Here is an 18,603-nt window from a genome sequence, read left to right as displayed (position 1 = left end):
AGTTTGTCGTGACAACGGATGCGCATTATAGGGAGTCAGAAAATTCTAGCAACCCTTATTTTGCATTTTCTTTTCGTTCGCGCTTTTTTTCATCAAAACGGTGATAAATCAACTAAAACAACGGTAGAATTGATTATTTCAGCAGCAATTATCCCCCAACTCACGTAATATAATTGCTCAAGGTTATGTATTGGGACTAATTATGGAATTTAGTGAGCAGCAAACTGCTTCGCAAAAAAACCTTTCTTATCTTATTGCCGAACAGCTAGGCCAAGAGATTTTGAAAGGCACTTATTTACCAAGCTCTATTCTTCCCAGTGAAATAGAGTTATCTGATAAATTCCAAGCCAGCCGCACAGCGATTAGAGAAGCGGTTAAGATGTTAGCAGCAAAAGGGATGTTACTTGCGCGTCCTCGCATTGGCACAAGAGTTATGCCTTCATCCCACTGGAATTTTTTGGATCAAGATCTGCTTAAATGGTGGATAAGCAGTGATGAACAAACGGTCGTTATTAGGCATTTTCATGTTGTAAGACTCGCGATTGAACCGCAAGCTTGCTACCTTGCCGCAAAACATGCCACAGACAAGCAAAATAATTTACTCAAAGCACTCGCCAATGAAATGCAATTATTAGAAAAGCAATTTGATAGGCAGCGTTGGATAGATGTTGATCACCGTTTTCATCTAACGATTTATGAAGCTTGTGCCAATCCATTTTTGATCTCCTTTGCCAATTTATTCCGTTCTGTCTATCAATTCTATTTTGATGCGATTACAGAAAATGACGTTATTGAAGTAGACATTCATCAGCAACTGGCAAATGCCATAATAAAAGGTAATAGCGCCAAAGCGTTTGATCTCTGCTATAAGTTATTAACTATTACTGGAAAACAAACCTAACACGATAACTTTCCATGTTTGCTTTAACTTTTTATTTAATAGGTTACCGATGTTAAAAACAGCTAAAAGCATGTCAGGCCTTCCATGGATAGCCGCAATGGCATTTTTCATGCAAGCCCTTGATGCAACCATTTTGAACACGGCGCTACCTGATATCGCCAAAAGCCTCCACCATTCACCACTCGCCATGCAATCTGCGATTGTCAGTTATACATTAACAGTTGCATTATTAATTCCTGTGAGTGGATGGTTTGCAGATAGGTTCGGCACTCGTCGCATTTTTATTATCGCTGTTTCACTGTTTTCCTTTGGTTCCCTTCTTTGTGCGCTATCACCGTCATTGACATTCTTAGTCACCTCCCGCGTTATCCAAGGTATTGGTGGGGCAATGATGATGCCTGTTGCGCGCCTTGCATTGATCCGTGCCTATCCACGCAGTGAATTACTCCCAATATTAAACTTTGTTACTATCCCTGGATTAGTAGGTCCTATCTTAGGCCCTTTACTAGGCGGTGTATTAGTGACTTATGCCACATGGCATTGGATCTTCATTATCAATATTCCGATTGGTATTTTAGGGATCTTGTACGCCTTAAAATCAATGCCTGATTTTAAAATGCCAAAACGTAAGTTTGATGTTCTTGGGTTTATTCTCTTTGGCTTTGGTCTTGTCATGTTATCAGTCAGTCTGGATCTCTTTGGCGACAAGTCCTTGCCCGGTTACATTCCAGCATCCATCGTACTCGGTGGTTTTGTATGCCTATTTCTTTATGTTTTTCATGCTCGACGTATAAAACATGCCATCATTCCACTAAATTTATTTAAAACCCGTACTTTTAGTATTGGTATTAGCGGTAATATTGCCACTCGATTAGGGACAGGAAGTATTCCATTTTTGATGCCATTAATGTTGCAGGTTGGTTTTGGCTACGAAGCGGTTATCGCCGGTATGATGATGGCTCCAATGGCTATAGGGTCAATTATCGCAAAATCAGCAGTAACTCGGATACTGACTCGCTTTGGTTATCGAAAAACACTGTTTACCGTGACGGTCATTATTAGTTTTATGATAGCTCAGTTTTCTCTCCAGACTCCGACTATGTCTATCTATTTACTGGTGATACCTCTATTTGTGCTTGGGATGGTTATGTCAACGCAATTTACTGCGATGAATACGATTTGCTTAGCTGATTTAACAGATAATAATGCCAGTGCGGGGAATAGTATGTTAGCGGTGACTCAACAGCTATCGATCAGTTTTGGTATTGCAGTCAGTGCGGCAATATTGAGCTTCTATGAAGGCTTACCACATGGGAATACTGTAGATAATTTCCATTACACCTTTATAACTATCGGTGCTATTACATTACTTTCTGCATTTGTCTTCTTGTTGTTGAAGAAAAGTGATGGTCAAAACTTAATAAAAAATAAGTCTAAACCATCAGATAAGAACTAATTTCGTTTAACGGATTGGCGCTCAACCAGTTTGGGCGTCAACACCAAAACGTTAGCGTCGGCTTCAGGGTTATCCATCCGAAAAATAAGCTGGTCGACAGCCAATTTACCTAATTCATCTTTTGGTTGATGAATCGTCGTTAATGGCGGGATCATATAAGGTGATAAGTCGATATCATCGTAGCCAATGATTGAGATATCATCAGGTACTTTCAGTCCTTTACGAAATATCGCCTGATAAGCGCCAACGGCCATGGCATCATTCCCGGCAAAAATAGCTTTAGGTGGGTTAGCAAGCGCCAACAGTTTATTCATTGAATTAAAGCCACCAGCAAATTCAAAATCACTAAAAATAATATATTCATCAGGAATATTCAGCGATGCTTGCTTCATCGCCTGCATGAAACCTTGGAAACGCGCACGTGCCGGTGATTTGTCTTGGGGGCCTGCGATGCAAGCAATTTGGGTGAACCCCGCATCAATTAAATAACGTGCGGCAATCTCCCCGCCAAGAAAAGAGTTATCTTGAATAATATCGCCATCAGACTCAAAGGGAGACCAATCCATCATCACGGTAGGCACTGCGGGATAACGGGAAAGAACCTCTTTTGATGGCCCCTGAACTTCTGTACACATCATCAGTAAACCATCAACGCGTTTCTGTAATAGTGTTTCTAAACTATGATTCATCCGCTGAAGGTCGCCTTCAGTATTACAGAGGATCAAACTATAACCACGTTCATAACAACTGCGCTCAACCCCACGAACCACTTCTGCATAAAAAGGGTTATTACTGGTTGTCAGTAACATACCTATCGTATTAGTACGATTCATTTTTAAGCTACGAGCTAACGCCGATGGAGCATAATTTAGCTGCTCAATCGCATTTTTGACTCGTAATGTCACACTTTCGCTGACATAGCGATTTTGGTTGATGACATGAGAAACGGTGGATGTCGACACGCCAGCAAGGCGCGCAACATCTTTCATTGTTGCCACAAGCTATTCCTGTTGAGTTAAAAATGCATCGATTTCATTGCGCCATGGTACAGAGGGTTGTGCACCGGGTCGAGTTACCGCAATTGCAGCCGCTGCATGAGCGAAAACAATAGCCTCAGCATCACTTTTCCCTTCAAGTAAAGCGGTAACATAAGCGCCATTAAAGGTATCCCCTGCCGCAATTGTATCGACGGCTTTCACTTTAAATCCAGCGATAATTTTACCTGTTGAACCTTTTTCACTATACCAAACGCCTCTCGCCCCTAACGTAATCATGACTTTACTGATACCTTTATCATGCAATACTTGAGCTGCCGCTTGTGCGCTCTGATCATCTTTGACGGTAATTCCAGTCAAATGCTCCGCTTCTGTTTCATTTGGCGTAATAATATCGACTAAAGCAAGTAACGAGTCAGGAAGAGCTTGGGCAGGTGCAGGGTTTAAGATGACTTTTGTACTGTTTTTTTGTGCAATTTCCGCTGCTAACTGAACCGCTTCAATAGGGGATTCTAATTGCATCAGTACGGCATCTGCATCAATGATTTTTTGCTGATAGTGGTTCACTCTTTCTTTAGTTAAATGCGCATTGGCTCCAGCATGGATACCAATTACGTTTTCACCTTGTTGGTTTACAAAAATCAGTGCAACACCCGTTGTTTCATTATCAACGACATCAATACATTCAACATCAATATGATCATTTTTGAGCTGCGTTTTGATGCTTTGCCCAATGTTATCGTTACCGACGCAAGCAATAAATGTTATGTCAGCACCACTTCGTCCAGCAGCAACCGCCTGATTCGCACCTTTACCACCAAAAGCAACCTGATAGTGATTCCCTCTAACCGTTTCTCCCGGTTGCGGAAATTGCCCGATGTTTAGAATATGATCAGCATTGATACTACCTAAAACCACAAGTTTAGCTGCGCCCATAACATTTATTTCCTTTTGCCTTTTTTATTTTATTCGCAAATAGAGCAAACCGCCGTTAAGGGTAACGGCGGTTAATCTTTATTACTTTTTAACAACCAGTTCTAGTTCTACAGGTACTGTTGGCTCGACCTTTTCACCTTTCAAAACTTTATCGGCGATTTGTACACCTACAATGCCAATTTGATCAGGGCGCTGTGCAATTGTTGCGCCTAGTTTGCCCCCTTCAACCGCTTTAATACCATCATTGGTTCCATCGAACCCGACAACTAATACATCATCACGTCCTGCGGTTTGTAACGCTCTTAGCGCCCCTAATGCCATTTCATCATTTTGAGCAAATACCGCTTGCACAGTAGGATGCGCTGTCAGTAGGTTTTGCATCACGTTTAAGCCTTTTGTTCTATCGAAATCAGCAGGCTGGCTGGCTAATACATTAAATTTATGCTCTTTTGCACCGGTATTAAAACCTTCACCGCGTTCACGAGCTGCGGAAGTTCCTGTGATCCCTTCGAGTTGGATCACTTTGGCGTCGTTACCTGTTTTTTCAGCGATAAAATCTGCCGCCATCTTACCGCCCATTCGGTTATCAGAAGCGACATGACTGACTACATCACCTTTGTTAGCTGCACGGTCTAGGGTGATAACAGGAATTTTTGCTTTATTGGCCATGATAATGGCATTCCCAACCGCATCTGAATCGGTCGGGTTAATCAACATGAGTTTAGTGCCACGAACAGTTAAATCTTGAACGTTAGCTAGCTCTTTAGCAGGGTTATCTTGAGAGTCGAGTACTATTAGTTCGTAACCTAATTTATCGGCTTCTTTTTGAGCACTATCTTTCATTGTCACAAAGAACGGGTTGTTCAGTGTGGAAATAACCAGAGCGATACTTTCTTTCGCCATCGCATTAACACTCACAGTAGCACTTAAAGCGACGGCTGATAGCAAGGTTGCGAGTTTTTTCATTTTCATAATCGTATTCCTGTAGGGTATAAGTTACTTTTTATTATCAACGAGTACGGCAAGTAAGATGACAACCGCTTTTACAATCATTTGATAGTTTGATGATATACCTAGTAAGTTTAAGCCATTATTGAGAAAACCTAAGATAAGAGCACCAATCAAAGTTCCAACAATGCGTCCTTTACCACCAGCCAGACTTGTACCGCCAAGAACAACAGCGGCAATTGCGTCAAGCTCATAACCATTACCAGCCATTGGTTGTGCTGACGACAGTCGAGCAACTTCAATAACACTCGCCAATGCCGCTAATAATCCACACAGGGCATAGACAATAATTTTAATTCTGTCGACATTAATGCCGGATAAGCGCGTCGCGGCTTCATTTCCACCCAATGCATAGATATATCGACCCAAACGGGTATGGTGTAATAGATACCATGCCGAGGCAAACACAATGATCATCAACCAAACAGGGGTTGGGATCCCGAAGGGACGACCAATACCAAACCAGCCGAAAAGATCTGCATTATCACTGAAACCTGTATTGATCGGGCTACCATCGGTATACACACGTGTCACCCCCCGCAATAACAACATCATGACTAATGTCGCAATAAAGGCTTGAACTTTACCTTTGGCGACAATCACCCCCGTACAAGCACCAATAGCAGCCCCAAGGGCTAATGCTCCCGCAACGGCGACGAAGGCATTCACATCAGCCCCCACCATCGATGCCGCAACAGCCCCTGTTAAAGCCAGTAATGAACCAACAGATAGGTCAATACCGGAGGTTAAGATCACCAACGTCATCCCCACAGCCATGATGGCGTTAACCGATGTCTGTTGCAGGATATTAAACAGGTTATTAAGGGTGAAAAAATTCGGGCTAAGGGATGAAACAATGGCAATTAACACTAATAATGCAATCAGTGATTTTTGCTCCATTAGCCATGCTTTACTGAACCAACGTTTTGAGGTTGTGGTATTCGATGTCATTCTGATAACTCCTGAACTGAGCCGTAGCTTTTGCCAACAGCGGCAGCCATTAAGACTTCTTGAGTGGCCTGTTTAGCTGAAAACTCACCGCTAATATGCCCTTCATGCATAACGAGAATGCGGTCACTCATCCCAATCACTTCTGGCATTTCAGAAGAAACTAAGATGATGCTCAGCCCTTCTTTTTTAAATTGGTTAATTAATTGATAGATCTCTTTTTTAGCCCCAACATCCACACCTCGAGTTGGTTCATCTAAAATCAGGACTTTAGGCCTTGTCATCAAACCACGCGCAATCGCGACTTTTTGCTGATTTCCTCCCGATAGGTTGCCAATAATCTGATCCATGGAAGGTGTTTTGATATTAAATAAGCGAATAAAGTCACCGACCGTCTGTTGTTCTTCTTTATGTTTAAGATTGCCGCCAGCACGACTAAAGTAACGAAGTGCTGTCAACGACATGTTCTCTTTGACGGACATGCCTAGTACTAAACCGTCACGTTTACGATCTTCCGAGATATAGACAATGCCGTTATTTAAACCATCTTGTGGCGTTTTTAATGAAATACTTTTGCCATCAAGGCGTACTTCACCTGATTTTTTTGTCGCAGCGCCGTAAATGATCTTCATTAATTCAGTACGCCCTGCTCCCATCAAACCAGAAACACCTAGAATTTCACCGCTTCTCAATGAAAAGCTGGCATTATCGACACCAGGGCCTGATACATTTTCAACCTGTAAGCGAACCTCTCCCACCGGAACATGAATACGTGGGTATTGGTCTTCTAATTTACGGCCCACCATCATTTCAATCAGGGTTTCTTCTTCTAATTCTTTGACGGGTTTTTCACCGATAAATTGTCCATCACGAAACACGGTTACATCATCACAGATTTCAAAAATCTCTTTTAAGCGATGAGAGATATAAACAATTCCACGCCCTTGCGCTTTAAGCTCTTCAATAACTCGAAAGAGTGATGCTGTTTCCGTATCTGTGAGGGCATCCGTTGGTTCGTCCATGATGATGACTTGCGATTCAAAACTTAACACTTTCGCTATCTCAACCATTTGCTGTTCGCCAATAGAAAGCTCAGCGATCAATTGATGGCTGTCATAATCCAAGTTCAGGCGTTTTAGTAGCTTATCGGATTCACTGAACATGGTTTTCCAGTCGATTTTGCCGAATTTATTAACAAATTCGCGACCAAGGAAAATATTTTCAGCAATTGTCAGTTCAGGGATCAAATTAAGCTCTTGATGAATAATACCAATCCCTGCTTCTTGTGAATTTTTAGGGCCATGAAAGACCACTTCTTTCCCTAAATAACGGATAGCGCCAGCATCTTTACTATAGATACCTGTAAGCACTTTCATCATGGTGGATTTACCCGCACCATTTTCACCGACTAGCGCCATCACTTTTCCTGGGTAAACTTTAAGTGCAGCACCGTTTAGTGCTTTTACTCCGGGAAAAGACTTTTCAATGCCAATAAGCTCTAATAAAGGCTGCATACACACCTCAAAACGTCACACCAGAACAAAGGATCACATTAGCAAAAGGTGAACACTCCCCTGTTCTAATCACCGCTTTGCTGTCATGAGTCATTTTTTTAAAGCTTTCATGACTACAATATTCCACTGTTATTGGTTTTCCTTGGGCAAGCTCTAATGCCTGCAAATGTGCCAATATCGCATGTTCCATTTCAGGATTAACGGTCGTGATCTCGCCAGCCAAAATTGCCTTTTCAATCTGCATCTCTTGAGTAATGACACTCAATACCGACATCAAATCGGGCAAACCTTGTGTAATAGCTAAATCAATACGTTCAACCAGCTGTGGTATAGGTAACCCAGCATCAGCAATTGTGATATGGTCGGTATGACCTAACTTTGCTATCACGGATGTAATATTGGAATTAAGCAAAATACCTTTTTTCATTGTTCCCGCCGTTTCCTTATGAGCGAAACGTTTCGCTAAATCTAATCATAGATAAGAAAATGAACAACACAATGTTGTTGGCTAAGATTTGTGATCACCATCGAAACGTTTCGTTAACGCCAAAAAGAGAAAAAAAGATGAAAGTATTGAATTAGTTATAGCTGAATCGTTTTTGTTGATAGTGAGTCTAAATCAAAGAAAAATGACAAAATTCGTTGCAAAATTGGCACCTCGATGGATAACCTAGCAATAAATGACATAAATAATAAAAGGAACGAATATGCAGTTAGCGGAAAGAATCGCCCAACTTAGCAATTACCTTGAAAGTGGTTTGTATGAACGCCAGCAAGCAATTCGTTTATGTTTATTGGCCACATTAAGTGGTGAAAGTGTCTTTCTTTTAGGGCCTCCAGGTATCGCTAAAAGCTTAATTGCACGCCGCATGAAGTATGCGTTTCGCCACGCGAATGCGTTCGAATATTTAATGACCCGTTTTTCCACACCAGAGGAAATTTTTGGGCCATTATCCATCCAAGCTTTAAAAGATGAAGGGCGCTATCAACGACTAACAAAAGGCTATTTACCTGATGCTGAGGTGGTTTTTCTTGATGAAATTTGGAAAGCTGGCCCCGCTATCTTAAATACCCTACTCACCGCTATCAATGAACGGAAATTCCGTAATGGAGATGGTGAAAGTGCTATTCCTATGCGTTTATTAGTCACCGCATCTAACGAGCTTCCTGATGCTGACAATAGCTTGGAAGCGCTATTTGACCGAATGCTTATCCGTATTTGGCTCGATAAAGTACAAGAAAAACAAAACTTCCGAGCGTTGCTGACAGGTAAATCCCCCCAAGATGAGTCACTGGTTCCTGAACACTTAAAAATCAGTGATGATGAATATAAAGAGTGGCAACAGCAAATCCCTAAAATTACGCTGCCCGATCACTGTTTTGAACTTATTTATCAACTCCGCCAGCAACTGGATGCCACCGATAAACACCTTTATGTCTCGGATAGACGCTGGAAAAAAGCGGTCTATTTATTACAAGCCAGTGCGTTTTTTAATGGGCGAAATACCATTTCCCCCCTTGATATCATCCTATTAAAAGATTGTTTATGGCATGACATGCAATCGATGAATGCTTTACCTCAATTACTCAAGTCCATATTAGAAGAAGATGGCTGGCAACAGAGAAAACTCTCTCGTGAAATAGAAATGCTCTACCAAGAGTGGACCTCATCAACCCAAGATCAAAACAATCAAAATGCTTTTAAGGTCAATAAAAATACGCCAATGTTTGCTCGTAAGCCAACGTACACTCTTCCAGAAAATATCAAAGAGGGGCGTTTAACACTATTTTTGCATAAGCCACTACAGTTACATGATATAAAAGTAACGTTTATTACCACGGATAAAAAGTTACTGACTCATTTTCTAACGAAAGGTACTACTCTATCAGCTCACCTCAATGGTATTGGTTTTGCACAAGAAATTGCTGCTGAAATTAATAACTTAAATCAGATTCAGCTATTAGATGTGAGTCACCAAGCTTCCACTCTTTATTTACAAGAATCCACCACCACCGTCGATAAAACGGATAACACACAATGGTTAGAAAAGCTTGATAAGATCCAACAAGATATTCAATCGGCGCGTTATCAATTTGAACAACAACAGCCCAATTTATTTATTGAATCAAGCTGGCTGGCAGGAATCGAAGGAAGCTTTATGAAGTTAACTGAAAAGCTCACTCAGTTACGTAATCAAATAACAGGAAAAATGGCGGATTAACTATGCTGAGTTTAGCCACGCTAGACTTATTGCTTTCCGTTAATGAAAGCCAGCTTATAGAAGAGATTATTATCTCTCTTCTTGCCACACCTCAACTCGCCGTTTTCTTTGAAAAACACCCTCGACTTAAAAAAGCCCTGTTAAAAGATTTATCGGAATGGAAAAAAGATCTTAAACAAAAGCTGCAAGATGCCTTAGTGCCTGCTCAACTCGCTGAGGAGTTTCAACTTTATCAACAGTCTCTTGGTCAAGCGACTGAGTTATTTTTTAATCAATTACCCGAGATTATTGAAACACTAAAAGCCATAGACTCTCCTTTTTATGCCGAAGCCTGCAAATTAAGTTCAGGTAAAATAGAGAATAAAAGCGCTAGGCAAAGTTTATTTATCCAACGCTGGCGGATCAGTTTGATATTGCAGGTGACAACTTTACATAAAGAGTTATTAGAGCAAGAAAAAGAGCAGTTACTCGCTGAACTACAACAACGGCTCGCGTTAAGCGGTAATCTCGAAGAGATTTTAGGTGAAAATGAGCGGGCTGCTGGCCGGTTATGGGATTTAAGTAAAGGGCTAAATACAGCATCAGCCTATAATGATAAGTTATTGAATCAATATAGTGATTTTTTACGTCAACAACCTGAATTGGAAAAGATAGCTCAATTATTAGGCCGCAGCCAATCTGCTCGCACCCTGCCTGAAGATAGCGTGCTGCTAGAGCCAATGACTATCTTCGAGAAAGTCCCTGAAACAATACCAGAGCAAGTTGATGGATTAAGCCAAAGTGATGATGTATTACGACTATTACCTACCGAATTAGCGATGTTAGGGCTTGAAGAAATTGAGTTTGAGTTCTATCGAAAACTGCTTGAAAAGCAGTTAATCACTTATCGTCTCCAAGGAGAAAGTTGGCAAGAAAGACGAGTATTGCGCCCCGTAACTCACCATCATCATGAAGAGCAACCTAGAGGGCCTTTTATTGTCTGTATTGACACTTCAGGCTCTATGGGGGGAATAAATGAGCGATGTGCAAAAGCATTTTGCCTCGCATTATTAAAAATTGCGCTAGCGGATAACCGTTCATGTCACATCATGTTATTTTCTACTGAACTCGTCCATTATGATTTACTCTCCGTGGATGGTTTAGAGCAGTGTATTCGTTTTTTACACCAAACATTTCGTGGAGGAACAGATTTAGCTAACTGTTTGCAAGAAACGGTCAAAAAACTCGAAACCCCGACATGGTCAGATGCTGACGCGGTGGTGATTTCCGATTTTGTTTCTCAACGTTTGCCTGACGAATTAATCAAAAAGATAAGATCCCTTCAGCAGGTAGGGAAATACCGCTTCCATGCGGTATCTGTTTCAAATTATGGGAAACCCGGCATCATGAAGATATTTGATCATATCTGGCGCTTTGATACCGGATTAAAAAGCAGGTTATTGCGCCGCTTTAGTCGCTAACTACAGCATACCCGCAACAGATTCACGAGTTTCTGGAGACCAAACACCACATTGAACTTGGCCAATGTGCTGACGTTGGAGCAGTAACATCACTAAACGTGACTGACCAATACCGCCGCCGATAGTCTGTGGCATTTTGCCTTCGACTAATGCTTGGTGCCATTCTAGCTCCATGCGCTTTTCATCGCCTGTTAAGCTTAGCTGACGAGTCAGGCACTCAGGGCTAACACGGATCCCCATTGACGAAATTTCAAATGCGTCTTGCAGCACTGGGTTCCACACAATGATGTCACCGTTTAAGCCTTTAAAACCATCTTCGTTTTCAGTTGTCCAGTCATCGTAGTCTGGTGCACGCACATCATGCGCTTCACCGTTTGATAGCTTCCCACCGATACCGATAAGGAAAACAGCGCCTAATTCTTTAGCAATCGCACGTTCACGGCCTTTTGCATCTAAATCAGGATAGCGCTGTAGCAGTTCTTCACTGTGGATAAAGTGAATTTGGTCTGGCAGGAACGGTGCCAGCCCAAATTCGCTGCTAATTGCGGCTTCTGTTTGTTTTATTGCCTGATAGATTTTACCCACTGTCTGCTTCAGATAAGGAAGTGTACGCTCCTCATCTGCCATCACTTTTTCCCAATCCCACTGATCAACGTAAACAGAGTGGATTGGTGTTAAGCGATCTTCGTCCGGACGTAACGCTTTCATATGAGTGTAAAGGCCTTGGCCTTGTTTAAAATCGAAACGGCCTAATGTCTTACGTTTCCATTTAGCCAAGGAGTGAACCACTTCAAAGGTTGCGTCAGGAATTGATTTTACTTTTACTTGAACCGCTTTTTCATGGCCTGACAAGTTATCCTGAGTTCCATCACCTAAACGGCTTAAGATAGGACCTTGAACTTCAATTAAGCCAAGCTCTTTTTCAAGTAAACGTGAAAAATAAGATTTAACAAAGCTGATTTGCTGCTGTTGTTCGATGAATGATTTGTCCATTTTATTTACCCATAATTTGTTAGCTGCGTTAGCCGATGTGTAGATTAAGCAACAAAACAGGGGTGGAATTCAATATACTTCATTAAAAAAACACTTTCTCATTTATTTTATCTAAAAAAATGGGTATAAAAATGAGAATTCGTTAAATTAAGGAGGTAATAATGCCTGAAAATTATCAAATCGATAATCTCGATCGTGACATACTTCACGAATTAATGCGCAATGCACGTACAGCTTATGCTGAACTTGCTAAAAAATTCTCCGTTAGCCCAGGTACTATTCACGTCCGTGTAGAAAAAATGAAGCAGGCAGGGATCATTACAGGAACACGTATTGATATCAGCCCGAAACAACTCGGTTTTGATGTGTGCTGCTTTATTGGCATTATTTTGAAAAGTGCTAAAGATTATCACACCGCCCTCAAAAAATTAGACGCCCTAGAAGAAGTAGTTGAGGTCTACTATACGACTGGGCAGTACAGTATTTTTATTAAGGTGATGTGCCGATCTATTGATGCCCTCCAAGACGTACTTATCAACAAAATTCAAACTATCGATGAAATTCAATCGACAGAAACGCTGATCTCGCTACAGAACCCGATCATGAGAACAATCACCCCATAGAAAAAAATTTATATAACCACATTATCCACAGGTAGATCCCAGCTCATTCACAGCGTACAATAACGCCCTAATATTGCTATCGGGAATCACCATGACAAAAGTAACCCTAATTAGTGGCAGCACAATGGGCAGTGCTGAGTATGTTGCAGAACATATGGCTGAGATCTTAGAAGAACTTGGTTATGAAACAGAAGTGCAGCATGGGCCTGATCTTGACTCACTTCCACGTGAAGGTTTATGGCTGGTGGTGAGTTCCACTCATGGGGCAGGCGATCTTCCTGAAAATATTCAACCTCTAGCTGAACAAATTGAAAGCCAATCCCCTGATCTTAGTCAGGTGCTGTTTGGTAGTGTAGGTATCGGTAGTTCTGAATATGACACTTTCTGTGGCGCGATCCATAAATTAAGTCGCCTATTAGTCGATCATGGGGCGAAAAGGATCGGTGAGCCACTAGAAATCGATGTACAGCAACACGAAATACCGGAAGATCCAGCAGGGGAATGGGTTAAAATTTGGGCAAACGAACTCTAGTTTGTTCAAAATAACAACGAACAGATGTGGATAACTCTGGTAAGATCGCGGTATTAACCCGTAGTTATCCATAGTATAAGTTTTAAAGGGTCGGGTGCCTGTGCATAACCCCCCTTTTAGATCCCAGCTTATACGCAAAAGGATCACGGATCATTCACAGTATATGATCCTTTACACTTTTATGATCTTTAAAGTGAAAAGTCAGTTATCCACAGATATCGATGATCCTAATAAAAGATCTAATAAAGAGATCTTTAAATAAAAAGATCTTTATATAATAAGGCTCGGATCAACTTAGCTTGGTCTATCCTTAAAACTTGAGTAGAATTCTCTCCTCGAATGCAACACTCAGCATTTTTCTAACGTTAAGGTTCACACATGTTTTATCCAGAGCAATTTGACGTCATCGTAATTGGTGGTGGTCATGCCGGTACTGAAGCAGCAATGGCAGCTGCACGTATGGGGCGTCAAACCCTATTACTGACTCACAATATTGATACATTGGGCCAGATGTCTTGCAACCCAGCCATCGGTGGGATCGGTAAGGGGCATCTGGTAAAAGAAATTGATGCCCTTGGTGGCCTAATGGCTATCGCGACAGACAAAGCGGGTATTCAATTTAGAACCCTCAATGCCAGTAAAGGGCCAGCTGTTCGTGCAACTCGAGCACAAGCAGACCGCGTCCTTTATCGCCAAGCGGTAAGAACAGCTTTAGAAAATCAACCAAATCTCATGATCTTCCAACAACCCGTGGAAGACTTAATTGTGGAAAATAACACGGTTACTGGTGCGGTAACCCGTATGGGGCTGAAATTTAAAGCCAAAGCAGTTGTGTTAACAGTCGGTACTTTCCTTGATGGAAAAATCCACATTGGTTTAGAAAATTACAGTGGTGGACGAGCAGGGGATCCCCCATCTGTTTCACTGTCACAGCGCCTAAGAGAATTACCTTTACGTGTTAATCGTTTAAAAACGGGTACACCACCAAGAATTGATGCTAGAACAATAGATTTTAGCCAATTAGCTCAACAGCTTGGTGATGATCCAATGCCTGTATTCTCCTTTTTAGGAACACAGGATCAACATCCACAACAGATGCCTTGCTATATCACTCATACGAATGAAAAAACCCATGATGTGATTAGAAATAACCTTGATCGTAGCCCAATGTATGCTGGGATCATTGAAGGGATCGGTCCTCGTTATTGCCCATCGATCGAAGATAAAGTCATGCGCTTTGCCGATCGTGACGCTCACCAGATCTTTTTAGAGCCTGAAGGGTTAACGAGCAATGAAATATACCCTAATGGGATCTCCACCAGCCTACCATTTGATGTACAGATGCAAATTGTCCACTCAATGAAAGGGATGGAAAATGCAAGGATCGTACGTCCGGGTTACGCCATTGAGTATGATTTCTTTGACCCTAGAGACCTAAAACAAACACTTGAAAGTAAGTTTATTAGTGGTTTGTTCTTTGCTGGTCAAATTAACGGAACTACAGGTTATGAAGAAGCTGGTGCGCAAGGGTTGCTAGCTGGCTTAAATGCGGCTCAATATGCTTTTGATTTAGAAGGTTGGTTCCCTCGTCGTGACCAAGCTTACATGGGAGTGCTGGTGGATGACCTTTGCACCCTAGGAACAAAAGAGCCTTACCGTATGTTTACTTCTCGTGCAGAATATCGATTAATGTTACGCGAGGACAATGCTGACTTGCGCTTAACAGAAAAAGGCCGTGAGTTAGGATTAGTCGATGATGTCCGTTGGGCTCACTTTAACAACAAAGTTGAGTTGATTGAGAAAGAGCGTCAACGCCTAAAAGATATTTGGGTTCATCCAAAATCTGAAGGTCATGATGAAATCAATCAGATACTGTCAGTTCCGCTTTCTAAAGAAGCGAACGGGGAAGACTTATTACGTCGCCCTGAAATGGATTACCAAACATTAATTTCACTAAGCCGTTTTGCACCGGGGATCACCGATCCTCAAGCTGCGGATCAAGTTGAAATTCAAGTGAAATATGAAGGTTATATCGCTCGTCAGCAAGAAGAGATTGAGCGCCAACTACGCAATGAAAACACCTTATTGCCTGTTGATCTTGATTATAAGCAAGTCAAAGGGTTATCAAATGAAGTGATGGCTAAGCTAAATGATCATAAGCCAACTTCAATTGGTCAAGCTTCGCGTATTTCGGGAATTACTCCAGCAGCAATTTCCATCTTGCTTGTTTGGTTAAAAAAGCAAGGCATGTTGCGTAGGAGCGCTTAATAATGAGTTTATTAGCACAACTAACGCGCTTATCGGCTCTCGCGAACATTGAATTAACCGATCAACAAAAGCAGCAGCTAGTGGGATATGTCGAACTACTGGCGAAATGGAATAAGGCTTATAACCTGACCTCTGTTCGTGACCCTCAACAAATGTTAATCCGTCATATTATGGATAGCATAGTGGTGAACGGTCAGCTTAAGGGCACATCATTTATTGATGTTGGAACGGGGCCGGGGTTGCCTGGAGTACCGTTAGCGATTGTTCGACCTGATTCGCATTTTGTTTTACTTGATAGTTTAGGGAAGCGAATTCGCTTCCTCAAACAAGTCCAACATGAGCTAGGGTTAAATAATATTGAGCCGATTCAATCACGTGTTGAAGAGTATCAGCCTGAAGCAGGGTTTGATGGCGTAATTAGCCGCGCATTTGCTTCCTTAAGTGATATGTTGAGCTGGTGCCATCATCTGCCAAATGCTTCTGGGAAGTTCTATGCATTGAAGGGAGCGGTGCGTGAAGAGGAACTGACTGACTTACCTGATAATTTTTCAATTGATACCATCGTTGAATTGAAAGTGCCTGAACTTGATGAACAACGTCATTTAGTGATTTTATCTTTAAAATAAAGTTGCTTTTCATCAATAAATTTTTATCTTTTAGAGCTTTAGCAGTAGCATTTACAATGTTACTGCTATTTTTATTTTTACCTTATTCTCTCAATTCGGGTTTTACGTGATATTTACACGGTAATAACGAATAACTAGCAAAAATGAACATTAGAGATTAAAAAATATCTCTAAATGGATATTTTAGATAAATCCAGTTTGTGTCTTAGTTAATTAATAATGAAATATTTGATTTATTATGGCTTTTTTTTGTTTAAAAAATATCGCTTTTAATTATTTGATTTATGGCTCAAATCTTTTTTTTTCTTAGTGAGAACGCGGGAGTCCGCTAATAATCTGAACAGTAAATATTGTGATACTCATCACAGAAAAATGTTTTTAGTTGTCGAGTCATTAACTATTTATTAATTATTATTGCCACATTTCTGCGCTATCTCGAAAAAATTAAATATTTATTCACCTTTTCGCTACTTACTGATTGAATTCATTTCGCCTGCCCGTATAATTTGCTCGTTTTTGTCTCTTGACACATTTAAGCAAAGACAGTTTTATACAACACTTAGCGTTTCTGAGGCTGAGAATAGCTGGGAGTACAAAAAGTTATGTCTGTATCCCTTTACGACAACAAATATGCTGTAAAGCAGTTGTCTTTTCAGTTAATAACTTTTGTGATCCTCAGTGGGGCTTTCTGTGCAAATAGTATAGAATGGGGGGCCTCTGCTCTTGCGGGTGGTTTAGCATGCTGGTTACCAAATATCGTATTTATGCTGCTAGTCCACTTTCAGAAAGCAAAAGAAGAGGATGAACCTGTCCGCATTGCCTGGTTCTTTGCATTAGGAGCAGGGCTAAAGGTTGTTACAACTATTATCGTACTAGTTGTTGCTTTTGGTGTGTTTAAAGCGTCATTAACACCACTGGGTTTGGCCTATTTAGCTGTGCTAATTGTTCAGATTGTTGCACCAGCCGTTTTTAAACGGTAAGTAATTTTAAACTACAAAAGGGTAAGAGGCATCATGTCTGCATCAGGAGAAGTGATGACTACAAATGAGTACATAGGTCACCATCTGAAAAACCTTCAGTTGGATCTACGTACCTTTGAGTTGGTCGATCCCCACGCTAGTCCAACATTTTGGACGTTGAACATTGACTCGCTTTTTTTCTCGATAGTTCTCGGGGCTCTGTTCCTGTGGCTATTTAGAAAAGTTGCAGTTAAAGCGACTAGTGGCGTACCCGGTAAGTTACAGACTGCAATAGAACTGATCATTGGTTTTGTTAATAATACCGTTCGTGATATGTATCACGGCAAGAGCAAAGTTATTGCTCCTTTGGCATTAACTGTGTTCGTCTGGGTATTTTTGATGAACCTTCTGGATTTACTCCCTATCGACTTTATTCCATACATTGGTGAGCACTATTTAGGTTTACCTGCTCTGCGTATTGTTCCAACAGCAGATGTCAGTATCACTATGTCTATGGCGATTGGCGTGTTTATCCTAATCCTCTTCTACAGCATTAAGATGAAAGGAATTGGTGGATTTACTAAAGAGTTAACTCTTCAGCCATTTAATCATCCAGTTTTTATTCCTATCAACTTAATTCTTGAAGGGGTAAGCCTGCTATCAAAACCTATATCACTCGGTCTACGACTGTTTGGTAATATGTATGCGGGTGAATTGATCTTTATTCTTATCGCGGCTCTGCTTCCGTGGTGGTCACAGTGGTTGTTAAGCCTACCTTGGGCTATCTTCCACATACTGATTATTACGTTACAAGCCTTTATTTTTATGGTTCTAACGATTGTCTATCTGTCGATGGCATCTGAAGAGCATTAATTTAACTATCAATTATTGATTAAACTGAAACAAACTGGAGACTATCATGGAACTTGGTATCTTGGCTGCCGCTGTAATGATGGGATTAGCGGCAATCGGTGCTGCTATCGGTATCGGCATCCTAGGTGGTAAATTTTTAGAAGGAGCTGCTCGTCAGCCAGATTTAATCCCTCTGCTGCGTACTCAGTTCTTTATCGTAATGGGTCTAGTCGACGCTATTCCGATGATTGCAGTTGGTCTGGGCCTATATGTGATGTTTGCTAGTTAGCCCTAAACCGCTAACTATTTT

General features: G+C 41.2%; 18 protein-coding genes. 11 read left to right on the top strand and 7 right to left on the bottom strand.

Going from position 1 to position 18,603, the window contains the following annotated elements:
- The first annotated feature begins 202 nt into the window (after window positions 1–202).
- Entirely contained in the window at window positions 203–901 is a 699-nt protein-coding gene (locus PSF11_RS18015) for a FadR/GntR family transcriptional regulator (protein ID WP_004923944.1), read from the top strand.
- 49 nt (window positions 902–950) lie between these two features.
- Entirely contained in the window at window positions 951–2,357 is a 1,407-nt protein-coding gene (gene mdtD / locus PSF11_RS18010; protein WP_004923945.1) for a multidrug transporter subunit MdtD, read from the top strand.
- Here mdtD and rbsR read toward each other — a convergent pair.
- The 6 genes from rbsR to rbsD all read right to left on the bottom strand — a co-directional run bounded on the left by rbsR (window position 2,354) and on the right by rbsD (window position 8,185).
- Window positions 2,354–3,355, bottom strand: coding sequence for a ribose operon transcriptional repressor RbsR (gene rbsR / locus PSF11_RS18005; RefSeq protein ID WP_014657138.1), 1,002 nt, complete (start codon window positions 3,353–3,355; stop codon window positions 2,354–2,356). The genes mdtD and rbsR overlap by 4 nt on opposite strands.
- 3 nt (window positions 3,356–3,358) lie before the next feature.
- Complete coding sequence (gene rbsK / locus PSF11_RS18000; RefSeq protein WP_072502644.1) at window positions 3,359–4,288, bottom strand: ribokinase; 930 nt, start codon at window positions 4,286–4,288, stop codon at window positions 3,359–3,361.
- Between the two features lie 81 nt (window positions 4,289–4,369).
- The gene (gene rbsB, locus PSF11_RS17995; RefSeq protein WP_014657139.1) at window positions 4,370–5,260 is read right to left on the bottom strand and encodes a ribose ABC transporter substrate-binding protein RbsB; all 891 of its coding nucleotides are present in this window, start codon (window positions 5,258–5,260) and stop codon (window positions 4,370–4,372) included.
- Window positions 5,261–5,284: 24 nt separating this feature from the next.
- Window positions 5,285–6,247, bottom strand: coding sequence for a ribose ABC transporter permease (rbsC, locus tag PSF11_RS17990; RefSeq protein WP_072502645.1), 963 nt, complete (start codon window positions 6,245–6,247; stop codon window positions 5,285–5,287).
- Complete coding sequence (rbsA, locus tag PSF11_RS17985; protein ID WP_004923958.1) at window positions 6,244–7,758, bottom strand: ribose ABC transporter ATP-binding protein RbsA; 1,515 nt, start codon at window positions 7,756–7,758, stop codon at window positions 6,244–6,246. Before rbsA ends, rbsC begins: the two co-directional genes overlap by 4 nt.
- Window positions 7,759–7,765: 7 nt before the next feature.
- A complete protein-coding gene (gene rbsD / locus PSF11_RS17980; RefSeq protein WP_072502646.1) occupies window positions 7,766–8,185 on the bottom strand; it encodes a D-ribose pyranase in 420 nt (139 codons plus the stop codon).
- A 280-nt stretch (window positions 8,186–8,465) separates the two neighbouring features.
- Here rbsD and ravA point away from each other — a divergent pair, with 280 nt between their 5' ends.
- Both ravA and viaA read left to right on the top strand, forming a co-directional pair.
- Complete coding sequence (gene ravA / locus PSF11_RS17975) at window positions 8,466–9,980, top strand: ATPase RavA (protein ID WP_004923961.1); 1,515 nt, start codon at window positions 8,466–8,468, stop codon at window positions 9,978–9,980.
- 2 nt (window positions 9,981–9,982) lie between these two features.
- Window positions 9,983–11,440 (top strand): ATPase RavA stimulator ViaA, encoded by a 1,458-nt coding sequence (gene viaA / locus PSF11_RS17970; RefSeq protein WP_004923962.1) that lies wholly within the window; start codon window positions 9,983–9,985, stop codon window positions 11,438–11,440.
- On the opposite strand, the gene asnA is transcribed toward viaA, so the two are convergent.
- Complete coding sequence (gene asnA / locus PSF11_RS17965; RefSeq protein WP_004923963.1) at window positions 11,441–12,433, bottom strand: aspartate--ammonia ligase; 993 nt, start codon at window positions 12,431–12,433, stop codon at window positions 11,441–11,443.
- A gap of 161 nt (window positions 12,434–12,594) precedes the next feature.
- Between asnA and asnC the strand changes: the two genes are divergently transcribed.
- From asnC to atpE, 7 genes are all read left to right on the top strand, one after another.
- The gene (gene asnC, locus PSF11_RS17960) at window positions 12,595–13,056 is read left to right on the top strand and encodes a transcriptional regulator AsnC (RefSeq protein ID WP_004923964.1); all 462 of its coding nucleotides are present in this window, start codon (window positions 12,595–12,597) and stop codon (window positions 13,054–13,056) included.
- A gap of 91 nt (window positions 13,057–13,147) precedes the next feature.
- Entirely contained in the window at window positions 13,148–13,588 is a 441-nt protein-coding gene (gene mioC / locus PSF11_RS17955) for an FMN-binding protein MioC (RefSeq protein ID WP_004923965.1), read from the top strand.
- A 378-nt stretch (window positions 13,589–13,966) separates the two neighbouring features.
- A complete protein-coding gene (gene mnmG / locus PSF11_RS17950; protein WP_072502647.1) occupies window positions 13,967–15,856 on the top strand; it encodes a tRNA uridine-5-carboxymethylaminomethyl(34) synthesis enzyme MnmG in 1,890 nt (629 codons plus the stop codon).
- 2 nt (window positions 15,857–15,858) lie between these two features.
- A complete protein-coding gene (gene rsmG, locus PSF11_RS17945; RefSeq protein ID WP_036942414.1) occupies window positions 15,859–16,482 on the top strand; it encodes a 16S rRNA (guanine(527)-N(7))-methyltransferase RsmG in 624 nt (207 codons plus the stop codon).
- Between the two features lie 602 nt (window positions 16,483–17,084).
- A complete protein-coding gene (gene atpI, locus PSF11_RS17940) occupies window positions 17,085–17,462 on the top strand; it encodes a F0F1 ATP synthase subunit I (protein ID WP_004923974.1) in 378 nt (125 codons plus the stop codon).
- 33 nt (window positions 17,463–17,495) lie between these two features.
- Window positions 17,496–18,314 (top strand): F0F1 ATP synthase subunit A, encoded by an 819-nt coding sequence (gene atpB, locus PSF11_RS17935; RefSeq protein WP_004923976.1) that lies wholly within the window; start codon window positions 17,496–17,498, stop codon window positions 18,312–18,314.
- A gap of 46 nt (window positions 18,315–18,360) precedes the next feature.
- Window positions 18,361–18,582: a F0F1 ATP synthase subunit C gene (atpE, locus tag PSF11_RS17930; RefSeq protein ID WP_004923979.1), complete on the top strand. Its 222-nt coding sequence runs from the start codon at window positions 18,361–18,363 to the stop codon at window positions 18,580–18,582.
- The last annotated feature ends 21 nt before the right edge of the window (window positions 18,583–18,603 follow it).

Source organism: Providencia sp. PROV119, assembly GCF_028482435.1.
GTDB classification, from domain to species: domain Bacteria; phylum Pseudomonadota; class Gammaproteobacteria; order Enterobacterales; family Enterobacteriaceae; genus Providencia; species Providencia stuartii.
Note: the sequence above shows the minus strand (reverse complement) of the source record. Positions and strands in the feature narration are given on the sequence as shown.